The organism is Rhizobium brockwellii, assembly GCF_000769405.2.
Classification (GTDB): Bacteria; Pseudomonadota; Alphaproteobacteria; order Rhizobiales; family Rhizobiaceae; genus Rhizobium; species Rhizobium brockwellii.
Genome location: NZ_CP053439.1, coordinates 3,304,251 through 3,318,422, shown reverse-complemented (window position 1 = coordinate 3,318,422; position 14,172 = coordinate 3,304,251). Strand labels below are relative to the sequence as shown.

Genomic DNA, 14,172 nt, shown 5'->3' with positions numbered 1-14,172 from the left:
GGGTGCAATTAATAGCAAATGAACATTTCTGGTGTATTGTACAATAATGACACACCTGCAACTCGCATAAGACAATGAAATGCCCATGGTTTGTTGCGTTAATAATAAGTGAAATTGTCAAACGACAGATATTAATTCCCATTTCTTCGGAACGGGACAATGTTTATTCAGGGGCAATTTATAAGAATACGCTGAGGTTCTGATGTGCAGATGAGATGTTGATATAATCACTATGGGCTATGGCCCGATATCGCTGTTTTGTTTCGTTGTCCGCTCTATCTCATGCTTTTCGGCGAAGTAACTGATGTTGCTCGCTTGTAATATATGTTTATCAAGTAACTCCTCTTTCGAGGCGCAACTTTTACAAATTAAGATGCGTGTTCTAGAAGGTAATCTTGTTGCTGCTGCCGATATCAGGTAACTTGCTCATAATTGTGCAGTGCAACTTTTTTTGCAATGCGAAACATTCGATAAATGAAGTTATTTTTGGGGAACGTAAGAATTATCGCCAGATAGAACGCATTTTAGTGTTCCATTTTAGCCGGCAGAGAGAGGTCCGCGCGTAAAGATTTTCCAGTATCTTTGGGAGATCATGGCGTGACCGTCTACTATGTAAATTCGGCAACTGGATCCAATCAGAACAGTGGAGTGAGCGAGCAATCGGCTTTCGCGACACTTTCCGCTGTCGAGGCGCTCAAGCTCAATCCGGGCGATAGCGTGCTCCTGGCTGCCGGAAGCGTGTTCAACGAACAGTTCGATTTGAAATACTCCGGCAGCGTCGCCGCTCCGATCACGATCGGCAGTTACGGTGTTGGCGATGCGCCGGTCATTCATAGCAGCAATGACGGCATCCACGGTTCCAAGGCTTCAAATATCGTCATCGAGAACATCAAGATCGCCGATACCGGCGCCAACGCGATTTATGCAGGGAATGTGTCGAACTGGACGGTGCGCAACGTCGAGGTGACAAATACGGGCCTTTCTGGAAAGCCCGGCTCGGTCAGCTTCCAAAGCAGCCAGAATATTACGATTGAGAACAGCAAGCTGACCGGTGTGCATGCCGATGGCATTTGGATGGATAAGGTTAACGGTGTCACCCTGATCAACAATACCGTCACCAACAGCCAAGGTGGCGCAGCCGACGCCATCCAGCTTAATGATAGCACCAATATCCTGGTCAAGGATAATCATCTGGAGCAGACGGAGACCAATAGCGCCAAGGGTGTCCTCGTGCTGGTCCGTGCTGTAAATGCGGTGGTCGAGGGCAATACGCTGGTCGGCGGCGGCTTTGGGTTAAGTGCTCAGGCGGGCACGAATATCGCCATTCACGACAACGATATCTCGGGGTACGGCGGCTATAGCTGGTCCTACGGCATCGGCCTTGGCGATCAGGGCAACGCGAAGAACTATGATATCAGCGGAAATTATGTACATGGTGGCGTGTATGGCGTCCTGGTGAGCGCCGCCGGCAATCCCAACTATATTCGTGAGAACATCGATATCCATGACAATGTCTTTGACGACCTATCCTCGTCAGCGCTGAAGGTTGACAGGCCTGCATCAGGTTCTTTCCATGACAATATCATCGACAGCCTGGTATCGACGCTGACGATGCCGGCCGCAATTGCTGCTCAGAACACGTTCTCCATCGGCGAAAACAAAACGCTCGAACAAGCGCAGGCCGAGCTCGACAGCGCCGCTGGCAGCACGAACAGCAATACGTCATCGAACAATGAGCAGACGCCTGCGGCATCGGTCGCAGAGCAGCATTCGGAAGTGTCGGCGCAGCCGCAGACAAGTACCCCGGCGCCTACGACCGAAACTCATGCCGCAACGGTCGTTCAGAAGATTGTCGCAATCCATGACAATCTGAAGATCTCGACCGACACCGGCAGCGCCTATCATGGCAATCTTCTCGAAAACGACAGTGCCTCCAACGGGGCTGTGCTGCTCCGCCGCTTCGGTGATAGCGCGGTGGATAAGCATGGCCTGACGCTTACCGGAAAATACGGCGTCATCCATGTCGACAGCGATGGTGACTACACCTATACGGTCGATGCGGCTAAACTCGCCGGCATTAGCGGTAACGTCAGCGAATCCTTCCAGTACAAGATCTCTGACGGTGCTTCGCACATCGATACGGACTCGTTGAGTGTCTCCATCAACGTGGATGCATTCCATGGCTCCCATGTGCTGGTCTGAGCCGGCGGGTCAGGTCGGAGGGCCGCCTTTTGGCAGTCGTTTTTCTCGACGTCAAAGCTCGATGCATGGCGGCTCGCCGACGGTGGAACTGGGAATGTCCGTTGACAGAATATTTCAACCGTTCATCTTCAGGGTGAACTATAGACTGAATATATAGTTAACGTCCGAGTACACATCAGGTTTATGCATATGGCGCGGCCATCCCTTTGAACCGTTATTGGGCGCTTTGCGATTTTCACTTGCTTAGGCCCGTATATTTAGCGTAGCGTTACGCTAGAACCCCTGAAATTGCGCGCTATAAATTGGGATTTTATTTGGTCATTTTTTGGTGGGATTCATATAATAAGTAGTGAGTTTGCAAGCGGAGGATGGGCGCCGGTGCCGACGATCCAAATGCGGCTGTGTCATTGATCGGGCTTGATGGACCGGTAGCTGCGGTACGCTGGCATGTTTGCCTGTGCGCCATGCGGTAAGAGAGGGATTACTTCGTGTTTCAGAGTTCAGCAGCTGATGTCAGCGAGCCATCCAAAGCATTGAGGAAATGCAAGGGGGGGCTTGTCTTCATTGGAATAGCAAGCGCGCTTATCAACATCCTCTATCTTACAAGTTCATTTTTTATGCTTGAGGTGTATGACCGGGTCATCCCCAGCAAAAGCATACCCTCGCTGGCGGTCCTGGCAATACTTGCGTTAATGCTTTATGTCTTTCAAGGAGCGTTCGAGGTTCTGCGAAGCAGGATGCTCGTGCGTGTTGCCGGTGCGCTTGACGAGATGGTGAACGGACGTGTGTTCCGGGCGCTGATCAAGGCTCCGTTGAAGGTCAAAATCGGCGGCGACGGGCTTCAGCCGCTGCGCGACTTCGACCAGATCAGAACCTTCCTGTCCGGCATGGGCCCGACGGCGATGTTCGATCTGCCCTGGTTGCCGTTTTATATCGTGATCTGCTTCCTCTTTCATCCGGCGATCGGATATATCGCGATCGGTGGATCGCTGGTTCTCGCCATCCTGACGTTCATGACCAATCAGGGAACGCGTACGCTCTCAAAAAGGCAGTCCGACTCCGCCAATATGCGAAATGCCTTTGCGCAGACCTCCATCCGCAATTCCGAGGTCATTCACGCCATGGGCATGGCGGGTACGATGGCCGAGATCTGGGACCGCAAGAACAGTGAATACCGGACGATCACCCGGCAGGCATCTGATGTCGGCAATGGGTATGCCACCTTATCGAAGATTTTCCGTATTGCGTTGCAATCGGGAACACTCGCGACCGGCGCAATTCTGGTCATCCAAGGACAGGCCTCTTCGGGAATTATCATCGCCGGCTCGATATTGACCTCTCGCGCCCTGGCGCCTGTCGAAGCGGCGATCGGAAATTGGCGTGGTTTCGTTTCTGCCCAACAGAGCTGGGCGCGGCTTTCGAGCCTGCTGAAAACCATTCCTGAGATTCCAGCCCCCCTTGCGCTCGCGGCTCCCACTAAGCAAGTCACCGTCGAGGGCTTGGCAAGCGGACCGCCAGCGGGCCAGCGCCTGGTCATCTCCGATGTCAGCTTCGGCTTACGGGCGGGGAGCGCGCTTGGGGTCATTGGTTACAGTGCCTCGGGTAAGTCGTCGCTGGCGCGGGCGATGATGGGCATCTGGCCGACCGTCAGAGGATCCATTCGCCTTGATGGCGCGGCACTCGACCAGTGGGACGGCGACGCACTTGGCCGGCATATTGGTTATCTCCCGCAGGATGTGGAGCTTTTCTCGGGGACCGTCGCGCAGAATATCTGCCGTTTCGCGAAGGAAATGTCGCCAGAGACGGTGGTTGCCGCAGCGAAGGCGGCGCGTGTTCACGATCTCATTCTTCGTCTGCCGAACGGTTATGAGACCGAAATCGGCGAAGGTGGTGCCGCGCTTTCAGCCGGCCAGAGGCAGCGTATCGCGCTTGCAAGAGCGCTTTACGGCGAACCGTTCCTCGTCGTGCTCGACGAACCGAACTCCAATCTCGACGAGGAAGGCGAGCGGGCGCTGAGTGCCGCGATCATGAGCGTGCGGGCGCGAGGCGGCATTGTCGTTGTCATCGCACATCGGTCCGGCGTTCTGGCGGTCTGCGACTTCGTGCTGATGATGCAGGATGGCCGCATGATCGCGTTCGGTCCCAAAGAAGAAGTTCTGGCAAGAGTCAGCCGGCCGGAAGCGGCGCGCACGCCGATTGCCGAGCGCGTGGCTCAGCTTAAAGTCGTGGTCGACGGCATGAATGCGGCCGAATAGGCCAGAGGGAAGATTGTGAATAAAGTTATCAGTGAATCGAAACGCTCCCTCAATCGGCATGTTGCCGTTGTCGGTGTGTTGTCGATAGCCCTCGTATGCGGCATTGGCGGTTGGGCGGCGACGACAGAGCTTTCGAGCGCAGTCATCGGCGAGGGCGTGATCGTCGTCGACGGCGATGTCAAGAAGGTCCAGCACCTGACAGGCGGTATCGTGTCGGAATTGCTGGTCTCCGAAAATGACCATGTGACGGCAGGGCAGGTGCTGATACGGCTCGATGGGACGACGACAAGAGCGAACCTCTCGATTGTCGAAAGCACGCTCGCTCAGCTTTATGCGCGCCGCGCCCGCCTGAAGGCGGAGCGAATCGGCGCGGAGTCCTTCGAGGTCGAGGAGAATATCGCCGGCCTGACGTCCAGTACCTCTGCGGCGAAGCTCCTCGATGGCGAGCAGAAGCTGTTCGACAGCCGCAGGTCTGCGCTTATCGGCATGAAGAGCCAGTTGGCATCACGCAAGGATCAGCTTGGCGAACAGATCAAGGGATTGGTCGTCCAGATCAACGCAACCAATGATTCCCTGGGGCTAATCGAGCAGGAGCTTCAAGGCATTGATACGCTCTACAAAAAGGGGCTTGTAACGCTTCAGCGTCTGAATACGCTGAAGCGGGCACGCGCCGATCTCCAGGGCAACAGTGGCCAGGAAATCGCAGCAAAGGCCGAGGCCGAAGGTAAAGCTATCGAGATCGATCGGCAGTCGATCCAGCTCGATGAGGATCGCCGATCCGAGATCGCCAAGGACTTGACCGACGTCGAGGCGCAGACCGCAGAATATGAAGAGCGTCGCGAAACCGCGCTCGATCAATTGCGCCGTCTCGATATTACCGCGCCGCTGACTGGGCGCGTTCACGAACTTTCGGTTCACACCGTCAATGGCGTCATCGATCCCGGCCAGACGCTGATGCTCGTCGTTCCCGAAAATAACGAACTCATGGTCGAGGCGAAAGTCGCCACCCGCGATATTGACCAGGTTCATGTCGGCCAGTCGGTCGATGTGCGTTTCAGCGCTTTCGATCAACGCACGACGCCTGATGTGGCCGGGGAGATTACCTCGATCGCGCCTGATATCGTCAAGGATGAGCGCACGGGCATCAGCTACTATCCCCTGCGCGTCAAGCCGAAGGCTGAAAGCATTGCCAGGATGAAGACGATAAAGCTCTATCCCGGCATGCCGGCGGAGGTCTTCATCAAGATCGGCGATCGGACCGTGATATCCTATCTGACGAAGCCGCTGACCGATCAGATGCAGCACGTATTTCGCCAGGAGTGATTGGCGGCGGTTTCACGTCGTTAATACCCTCGACGTCCCAAAAGCAGCCATCCGCCAAGGTGAGGTTGGATAGTTTCGCCTTGCTCTAAGGGGCATGATCGGCCATTTCACGAAACTGTCTCAAGCCTGCTGCAAGGTCTCCCCATGATGTGTTTGCTGCCTTGGCGAGCCGTGCCGACTGCGAGGCGACCGGCTTATGGATTGGTTCTGTTTCTGGCGTGTCTGGTGATGTTTTCAGCGGTCAAAAGCGGCCAAGCCGATAGTCTTCAGCCGCTGAAAATAGTGGCATTCGGGACATCCTTGACTGCCCGCGGGGGATGGCAGTCCGCTCTCGAGACAGGGCTTTCAGCCTGCCTGCAAAGGCCCGTGAACGTCGAGAGCGTTGCAAAGAGCGGCGAGACGTCACTATGGGCCCTAACCCAAGTTGATCGCGTCATTGCCGCGCAGCCGGATATCATCCTGATTGAACTCTACGCCAACGATGCGACATTGCATCGGTTCGTGTCGCTTGCGCAAAGCCGAAAGAATATCGGCGATATCCTCGACCAGCTCCGGCAGCGCCTGCCGCAGGCGCGGATCATTGTCATGGCCATGAATCCGTTTTCAGGATTGCGTGGGCTAATCCGCCCCTTCGCCGACAGCTATGTCTCAGCCCATCAGGCAGAGGCGAAAAAACGTGGTCTGGAGTTTGTCGACCACCGGCCCAACTGGGAGCGTCTTACGCCGGATGATCTGGCCACGGCGATTCCTGATGGCGTGCATCCTCAGCCCGACATGGCCTCCAAAATCATCGCGCCTGAACTCGTCAAACGTATCGCCGGCAACGATTGCGGAGAATGAAAATTTGCTCGTAAGCGTCAAAAGTCTATGACGGCTCTTGGGGGTCAGACTGTCATAATATAGTTTTTCAGGTAGGTGACCAGTGAAGCCCGACCGGCTTCCGACGAATCTTCGTGAGATGGGCTATCCAGCTCTTCGAGCAGATAGTTCCGGAGATCGTCATCGGTGTTTGCGACATAGATGCCCGGCCGGCCCACGAGCTGGCTCACCGTGGCGAGCTGATGATCGTTTCGGTGTTCGCCGAGAGCCGCCAGTCGGGGAACGAGAATGATCGGCTTCCCAAAACGCTTGGCCGTAAGCACAGTGCCAATTCCCGCATGAGAGACGATGACACTTGCATCGCGAAAGACGTTATCAAAGTCTTTGGGCTCGATATTCTTGATCCATTTCATGTTCTGTGGCGTGTAGGTGCCCTTGCCGATCTGCGCCAGAACTGGTTTCGACAGTTCGTTTGCGAAGGTGTCGACGGATTTGACGAGGCGATCAAACGGCAGCTGCGTTCCGACGGTGACAAGGATCAAAGGACAGCTCCTGCGTAATGGGGGCCATCCGGCCGTGAAAGATGCTGCCACTGCGTGAGCCAGAGCGTCGCAATATGGCCGGCCAATTTACCCGATAGGGATAGCTTCTCGACATTGGCGACGCTATCGATCCAGATCGTCCGCTTGCCCGTCAATTTGCCGGCCAGCAGGCAAAAAAGGCCGGGTGCGGCACCGGTCGAGATGATGACATCCGGCCTCTGCTTGATGACGATGGAGAAGGCGGTGAAAAAGCACCGGATCGACATGGTAATCGAGTCGCGGCTGCAATCGGGAAGCACTAGTCCCCCCCGAATGTCGTATTTTGCAAGCAGTCCCGGGATGGTCGTTGCAAAGACGATATCGCAGCCCTCGAATGCGCCGCGCATGGCCATCAGCTGTTCCCAGTGGCCGCCTCCCGACGAGGCAGCGAGAACCTTCAATTTTTTCTCAGTCATAGACAGGCATCTCCCATATTTGACCGATGCATAAAGGCGAAAGCCGTTCTGTTCGAACAGCGATTGTGTCACGATAGTTCAATAGAAGTGTACCATTTTTGGCCCGGTTGATTGAAGCCTTGAAGTTCATGGACAGCCAATCACTTGTGATGTTTCAGCTGGAACATAATACGGGTCAGAACTCTTCCAAGGGCGCGTGCGCAAACAATATCAGAGAGCGGCATTGGGCTTGTACTCCTGGTATGCATGTCCGAGAATCCCATTAACCATGCCCGCGCCGCGTAAAACGTGGGTGAGGGCTCGCATGCCCCAATAGGGTGAAATCAAGATCGAGGGTAGCATGACGAGCCCAAGCACAACTCTCGTGGTGCCATAGGCGCCGCGATAGATCCGGCGCTTGAGGTTGCCATGCAGGACCTCGCTGACTGCGAAGGTATTGCCGAGCCGGTATTGTCTTTGCAATACCCATTTCCAGGTCATCCGGCTAGCCGGAACGATATCATGGACAAGCGCCTTGTCAGCCCAGAAGACCTGCATGCCACGGCGGATGGCTTGGTTGAAGAAAAGGTAATCCGTGCCCCCGGTGAAGCGCATCTTCTCTTCAAAACGCAGATTCCATGAGCGGATCAGGGGATAGTCGAACATGACGTTGTTCGATGCCGCATAAGAAATGGATTGACCGTCCTTGTTCTTCTTGCGCTCGAACACCCGTGCCTTGATGAAATATTCCGGCGGGTTTTCGGGATAGACCGGTTGGACGGGGCCATAGACGCAATCGGCGCGAGTTTTCTCCCGTGTCTCCAGCATCGCATCCAGCCAGCCGTCGACCGGCCATTCGTCATCGTCGAGAAAGCAGAAGAGGTCGGTGCCTGGAGGTGCCGAATCCAGTGCACGATTGCGTGCAAAGGGTATGCCCTGGTTTTGTTCGATGACGTAGATCAGGTCGTAGGCACCTGTTTGGCCAAAGCTCTCTACCGTAGCTCTTGCGCTGCCGGCCGCATCATTATCCACGATCACCATGGTGAGATGATAGGGGCGGGCCGGGTGCCTGACCTGGCGCGTCATGACGTCAAGCAACTTGGCGATCCCGTCGAGGCGCCGATAGGTCAGCACACCGACGGCGATCTTCAACGGTACGGCGCTTGCTTCCGTGCCCACGGATGAATGCGGAAAAGTCTCCTGCTGATTCATGACTGTCCTCTCCGCAGCATATTTCCCAAACGCTTGCGCGCCGCCATCAAGGCCACTTCGGTCGCGGCAGCATCGCCGAACGGACCGCCGGCCACCGTATTGCGAGCTTCGCCCCGCAGCTTCAGCAACGATGTCGTTTCGGCAATTCCGCCGGCCACCAGGCTCTTGCCGAGTGCCTGCAGCCCATCATAGCGGCGTGCCAGTTCTAGCCCTGTCGCGATCATGATCCGCGGGCGCAGCGTCTTTGCCCTGCTTGTGCCGGTGTAGCGGTTCGACTCATGAATGCGCTGAAACGTCAGGGGTGTTTCGACGATCGCGCCGCGGCCGAGAAAGGCAGCGGCAAACTTGATATAATTGTCGCTGAGGACGACGTCTGTCGCGACGGACATCGGCAGTATCTGGGACAGCAGATTGCGGCGGAAGCTCAGGCCCGATGTCGGAACCGGAAGCGAGGGAAAGCCACCCCTTCGAAGCGTGTCCCGCTTGTCGAACTGCGTCACTTGCAGCTCTGCAGGAGGCTGGTCGCTTTCCTCGGTCGTCACCCGATCGAAGCACCAGTCGATCTCGTTGCGATCGTAGATCTCGGCGATACGAGCGAGCTTGCCCGGCAAAAATGCATCATCGGCATCGAGGAGAAAGAGGATATCGCCGCTTGCGGCCGCAAAACCCGCATTGAAGCTTGAGGCCTGACCACCATTTTCCTTCAATACCGTCAGGATCTGCTCCCCGTAGGAGGTAAGGATCTCGCGGGAATCGTCCGTCGATCCGTCGTCGACCACCACCACTTCGAAGTCGGGATAGGCCTGCGACAAAACGCTGTCGATGCATGGACGCAAAAAGTGACCATAATTGAAATTGTTGACTAGCACCGAGAGTTTCAAATTACTGCCTCCTGGGCCAATCGATCACCGCGCAAGTGTCTGGGGCGCATATCGGCGAATTCCAGCACGATATCCACGCATGTAGTAATATTTCCAGATAGCCCAGAAACGCTTCTTCGATTGCGGCAAGAGATAAAGCATGGCTGCCCGAAATGCCCACTGTGCGCTTTCGATCCAGATCGGTAGCGGAACTCCGCTCAGCCTCACCCCTCCAGGTATTTCGTCAGGGAAGAGCGCCGGCATGCCATAGCCAAGCCGTTCGCCTCGTTTCTGCACCCAATCCTCGGTGACACTTGATGCCGGTATCCAGTGATGAACCACGGCCTCTGCGCATCGATAGGATTTGGCGCCATTTGCCGCCAGACGAATGATGATTTCCGCATCTTCGCCCATGGCAAATATCTTTCCTGGAAGAGGGCCGATATCTTCCCGGTAGCGGACGCTTGTTCCGAGCAACTCTCGCCGAATGATCGTGTTGGGACCCCAGACTTTCGTCGGGTCACACGGTCCGCTTTGCGTTTCGTCGACGATCGCAAACGTGGAGCCCATGGGAATCCAATCGATAAAGCGGCCCTTCGGCTCCTTTTCCCAATCGGGGACGATTCTGCCTCCGAACACGCCATAACCCGGATGGGTGATGGCGCAGTCGACGATCGCCTGCAGCCAGTTGGGTTCTGCGCGGATGTCGTCGTCCGTAAAGACGATGAGATCGCCCTTGACCCGATCCAAAGCAAAATTCAGCGCGCCGGATTTTCCGGGCTTGCGCTGCTGCAGGACGGTGATGGGAAGCTTCTCGCTGTACGAGTTCAAAAGTTCAAACGTATCGTCATTGCTATTGTTGTCGACAGCAATCAATTCCCATCGATCATGGGGAAGGTCCTGGCGCACCAAGGAATCCAAAGTATGGCGCAGCCGGCGGCTGGCGCCATTGTAGGATGAAAAGAGCACGCTGACCAATAGATCCGACATCAGTTACCAACCCTCTTGGTGAAGTCGAAAGAGAAAAGCTTCATATTTTGACTGCCTGTGCGATGTTCGAACGAGATCGGCTCTTACGCGGGGTTCGACCGCGTCTTGCCGAAAAACTCGCGCCTGTGCCCCTCACCGACTACCCTCAGCTTACGAAGATTGCGCAACCACCGCCGCGGTTTGGTGAGTACGCCGCGGTTGAGGAAATACTGCCGCAGCAGGCTCGGTGCCTGACTATGCGATCCGCCATGGGCGACCCGATAGACCGCCCCGCGAAAGGGAAGCTGCGTGAGCGGCGCTCCCCGTTGCGCAAGAATATTCGCTATGCGGACATGGCTGCCCAGCATCGACTTGATCCAGTCGAGCGAAGCGTCTTCAAACCGGGTCGGCAGTTCGTAGAGATCGGCGCGAATAATCAACGAGGTACCGCAAAGATGGCTGAAGTCGTCGTGGCCAAACAGGAAACTACCGCCATCGTCCCAGATATAACCATGGTCGATCGTCCATCCGTTGGCGTCCCGATTCTCTGACACGTGTTGAACGATCCGAGAGCTGACGAAATCGTCGTCATCGACAATCATGAAGAAGCGGCTGTCGGTGGCGGTCAACATGCCACTTAGAACGCGACGGCCTTTGTCTGCCCGGAAGGCATCAAGGAAGTCTTCCTTGCTGCCCTTTCCAAGCTCATGCAGGTCGTTCGGCGGAAAGGTGACACGCACAGCAGAGAATTTCTCCGGCAGGTCTGGCAGATCGGCGCCTTCGTTGGCCACGATGATGCCACGCCAGTCCCCATTGGTCTGGTTGGAAATTGAGGCCACGGTCTGGGTCAGATTTGCCTTCAGCCTGCTCCAGTCGCGGGCATTGTCCTGATGTCTGACCGGGATAATGAAGGTGACAAGGGTCATCGGATTACCTCCTGATCCTGCAAGCGCGCAGCGTCTCCGTCATCCGCGAGCTCCTTGCCCGGCCTGGTGACGCGCCCATTCTATTCCATCTTCAAGCGATGTTGCCTTATAAGAAAGGTCCGTCCCGCCGGAGAAGGCATTCATGAAGCGGCGGATCTTTCCGTAGCTGTTGTCCAATACGGCATGCGGCCGACCAAGCAGCAGTGAGCAGATATGAACGTGCAGGCGATCGGTGACGATGGCGCGGGCGCGTGAAATCTGGCTAATGCCGCGCTCGAAGCGGTTGTGCGCTGCCGCGTCCAGCTTGCGCAATGCTACTTCGCTCGGCTTCAGTGCCAGGAAAGCCGAAGCTGCCCCCAATTTCTTGGCGATATCAACCTTGCGTTTCGACTCGGTGATCCAGTCCTCCACAGGAATATCAGAAGGGATCTTGCGATCGGTGCCGCCAACCCGTTCCGCATCCTCTCGCAGCATGGCGAGGACGGAAATTTGCGTTGCCCTGTCCGGCAGCGGCCCGATGGCGAAGGCCATGTCGGGGCATAGCCGTACGGTGCAGTCGAAGTGCTTCTCGGAAAATTCCTTCGATTCCTCGTCGCGGACGAGCAGCACGAAATTCTTATGACGCGCGATTGCGCGTGCGGATTGCTCGATGCGCTCAGGTGAACTGTAGTGGATAGACTGGGGGAACTGGACGATCTGCCGATCCGGGAAACGCTCCATGATGGCTTCGCGGAAATCCTGGTGGGAAACCCAGATGTCGCCGAAATTGCCGCCGCCGTGAATGAAAATCGGACCGGTCGGCACGCGCTTTTTCAGCTCATCTGCAGAAAAGTCCGCCGTTCTCGAAACATAGTCCGGGCGTTTGCCGAAGCGATCCTTCAGATAGGCCATTTCACCCAGCCAGATTGCGGAGTCGCCGCAATTGCGGATGTCGGGAAAATCGAGGATCGCAAGCGGTTCATCGCGTGAGACATAGTCTTTCAGGCAATCGTGGATCATACCATTAAGTTTTGCGATCAGCTCCGTTCTGGATTGGCTGGTCATTCTGCCTCGCTTGTTGATGTTCGTTTAGCTTTTAGGCCGACTTGGGTACGGCCATACGTTTGGCTTTTGACAGGAACTTGACAAAGATACGCTGAACTTCGGTTTCCGGGCCATTTGGCTTCTTCATAGCGAGCCAAAGGACAAAGCTGGAACCGAGATAGAGAATGCCGCCGGTGACGACGAGGATGGCCAGGTGGAGTGCCAGCGCCAGCTTGTCGGTAGGGGTGTTCAGAAGATGCGACAATCCCCAGACGCCGGCAGCCATCAAGGCAACGCTGGCAAGCGCGCGGAAGTTTGCCGCGAGCTGCTGGAAGAATGGCAGATTGATCAAGCGCTTGACGAGGAGCATGTTGACTACTGTGGAAATCAGACCCGTCAACACGCGGGCATAAACGACGCCCGGAAGCCCGGCCATCATCAGACCGGCGATGATGATGGGCACGCGGACCACCAGCATCTGCGTGTCGCGGATGAACAGCATCTTGGTATGGCCCTTTGCCATGCCCAGCGGTTGGACGAGCGAACCGAGGGTCTGCAGAGCGAAGACCGATGCGAGTGCCTGTACGATGAAGATGGCGGGAACCCACTTTTCCCCCAAGGCAAGCCGCATCATCGGATCAGCTACGACTGCCATCCCGATTCCGGCCGGAAGCGCCACCGCCGCCAAAAGCGCCTGTGCACGCTGATAGGCGGCGACAAGCCGGACCGGGTCGTTGCGGACTTTCGAAAAGCCCGGGTAAATCGTCTGGTTCAACGGCGCCGTCGCCTCGCGCGTCGGCAGAGTCGAAAGGGTGTTGCCGACGGTATAATGGCCGAGCTGCGTGGCGCCCAGCATCTTGCCAATTAACAGATACTCGACCCGCCAGTTCAGCGTGTTGACGATCTGTCCGGCCGTCAGCCAGAGCGAGAACGAAAACAATTCTCGTGCATGCCGGAAGGTCACCCGTGGCCAGAATGGCAAGACGGTGTAGGAAACGATGATATTGGTAATCTGATAGGCGAGGGTACCAAGGACGAGAGCCCAGTAGCTCTGGTAGATGGCAGCGATTGCCACCGTCACGACAAAGCCAACCAGCTTTTGCGATACGTTGAGAACGAATTCTTGCCAGAAGATCAGATCACGCTGGAGCATGACGCGACGCGGATTGGCCAAGCCGCTCAGGAGCAAGCTGAAACTCAAAGCAAGCATGACGCTTGTCAGCCGGGGCTCGTTATAAAATTCGGCAATTGGATAGGCACTGGCGGCAAACAGCAACGCCAAGATCGCACTTCTTGTGACGCTCAACGTCCAAACCGCACTGAAATGAACCTCGCTCGGCGCCTCGTGACGAATGAGCGCCTGGTTGAGTGAGAGTTCGGTGACGGAGCTCAAGATGACCTGGATCGTCGTTGCAATGGCAACGAGACCGAAGTCGGCCGGTGCGAGGTACCAGGCGAGAACGAAGGTGCTGAGCGCCGAGAGCCCGTTGACGATGGCGCGGGATAGACTCAGCCACATGCTGCCTTGAATCAGTCGATCGGTAACACTGCTCATGGTCGAACGGCTCCGCACGTCAAGGATACTAACCGTTTAAGCGGGCCGAGCG

12 protein-coding genes are annotated in these 14,172 nt (G+C 56.2%); 4 read left to right on the top strand and 8 right to left on the bottom strand.

Going from position 1 to position 14,172, the window contains the following annotated elements; genetic code table 11:
- Positions 1-597 precede the first annotated feature (597 nt).
- From RLCC275e_RS16505 to RLCC275e_RS16490, 4 genes are all read left to right on the top strand, one after another.
- Entirely contained in the window at positions 598-2,202 is a 1,605-nt protein-coding gene (locus RLCC275e_RS16505; RefSeq protein ID WP_033180045.1) for a right-handed parallel beta-helix repeat-containing protein, read from the top strand.
- 488 nt (positions 2,203-2,690) lie between these two features.
- On the top strand, positions 2,691-4,457 hold the full coding sequence (locus RLCC275e_RS16500; RefSeq protein WP_033180046.1) for a type I secretion system permease/ATPase: 1,767 nt from the start codon (positions 2,691-2,693) through the stop codon (positions 4,455-4,457).
- A 15-nt stretch (positions 4,458-4,472) separates the two neighbouring features.
- Positions 4,473-5,780 (top strand): HlyD family type I secretion periplasmic adaptor subunit, encoded by a 1,308-nt coding sequence (locus RLCC275e_RS16495; protein ID WP_033180047.1) that lies wholly within the window; start codon positions 4,473-4,475, stop codon positions 5,778-5,780.
- A 144-nt stretch (positions 5,781-5,924) separates the two neighbouring features.
- Complete coding sequence (locus tag RLCC275e_RS16490; RefSeq protein ID WP_033180048.1) at positions 5,925-6,620, top strand: SGNH/GDSL hydrolase family protein; 696 nt, start codon at positions 5,925-5,927, stop codon at positions 6,618-6,620.
- Positions 6,621-6,664: 44 nt separating this feature from the next.
- Here RLCC275e_RS16490 and RLCC275e_RS16485 read toward each other — a convergent pair whose 3' ends face one another.
- The 8 genes from RLCC275e_RS16485 to RLCC275e_RS16450 form a co-directional block, all read right to left on the bottom strand.
- A complete protein-coding gene (locus RLCC275e_RS16485; RefSeq protein ID WP_033180049.1) occupies positions 6,665-7,141 on the bottom strand; it encodes a glycosyltransferase in 477 nt (158 codons plus the stop codon).
- Positions 7,138-7,596: a glycosyltransferase family protein gene (locus RLCC275e_RS16480; RefSeq protein WP_033180050.1), complete on the bottom strand. Its 459-nt coding sequence runs from the start codon at positions 7,594-7,596 to the stop codon at positions 7,138-7,140. Before RLCC275e_RS16480 ends, RLCC275e_RS16485 begins: the two co-directional genes overlap by 4 nt.
- A 210-nt stretch (positions 7,597-7,806) precedes the next feature.
- A complete protein-coding gene (locus tag RLCC275e_RS16475) occupies positions 7,807-8,787 on the bottom strand; it encodes a glycosyltransferase family A protein (protein WP_130707841.1) in 981 nt (326 codons plus the stop codon).
- Positions 8,784-9,668 (bottom strand): glycosyltransferase family 2 protein, encoded by an 885-nt coding sequence (locus RLCC275e_RS16470; RefSeq protein WP_033180052.1) that lies wholly within the window; start codon positions 9,666-9,668, stop codon positions 8,784-8,786. Before RLCC275e_RS16470 ends, RLCC275e_RS16475 begins: the two co-directional genes overlap by 4 nt.
- Before the next feature lie 24 nt (positions 9,669-9,692).
- The gene (locus tag RLCC275e_RS16465) at positions 9,693-10,637 is read right to left on the bottom strand and encodes a glycosyltransferase family 2 protein (protein ID WP_033180053.1); all 945 of its coding nucleotides are present in this window, start codon (positions 10,635-10,637) and stop codon (positions 9,693-9,695) included.
- Between the two features lie 83 nt (positions 10,638-10,720).
- Positions 10,721-11,542, bottom strand: coding sequence for a hypothetical protein (locus tag RLCC275e_RS16460; RefSeq protein WP_033180054.1), 822 nt, complete (start codon positions 11,540-11,542; stop codon positions 10,721-10,723).
- Between the two features lie 39 nt (positions 11,543-11,581).
- Positions 11,582-12,586 (bottom strand): polysaccharide pyruvyl transferase family protein, encoded by a 1,005-nt coding sequence (locus RLCC275e_RS16455; protein ID WP_003561855.1) that lies wholly within the window; start codon positions 12,584-12,586, stop codon positions 11,582-11,584.
- Positions 12,587-12,617: 31 nt separating this feature from the next.
- On the bottom strand, positions 12,618-14,120 hold the full coding sequence (locus RLCC275e_RS16450) for a lipopolysaccharide biosynthesis protein (protein WP_003561854.1): 1,503 nt from the start codon (positions 14,118-14,120) through the stop codon (positions 12,618-12,620).
- Positions 14,121-14,172 lie beyond the last annotated feature (52 nt).

Excerpts from the sequence above, each read along its gene's own strand:
- RLCC275e_RS16490 (WP_033180048.1), top strand. The coding sequence starts at position 5,925 with ATGATGTGTTTGCTGCCTTGGCGAGCCGTGCCGACTGCGAGGCGACCG.
- RLCC275e_RS16455 (WP_003561855.1), bottom strand. The coding sequence starts at position 12,586 with ATGACCAGCCAATCCAGAACGGAGCTGATCGCAAAACTTAATGGTATG.
- RLCC275e_RS16460 (WP_033180054.1), bottom strand. The coding sequence starts at position 11,542 with ATGACCCTTGTCACCTTCATTATCCCGGTCAGACATCAGGACAATGCC.
- RLCC275e_RS16450 (WP_003561854.1), bottom strand. The coding sequence starts at position 14,120 with ATGAGCAGTGTTACCGATCGACTGATTCAAGGCAGCATGTGGCTGAGT.
- RLCC275e_RS16465 (WP_033180053.1), bottom strand. The coding sequence starts at position 10,637 with ATGTCGGATCTATTGGTCAGCGTGCTCTTTTCATCCTACAATGGCGCC.
- RLCC275e_RS16480 (WP_033180050.1), bottom strand. The coding sequence starts at position 7,596 with ATGACTGAGAAAAAATTGAAGGTTCTCGCTGCCTCGTCGGGAGGCGGC.
- RLCC275e_RS16475 (WP_130707841.1), bottom strand. The coding sequence starts at position 8,787 with ATGAATCAGCAGGAGACTTTTCCGCATTCATCCGTGGGCACGGAAGCA.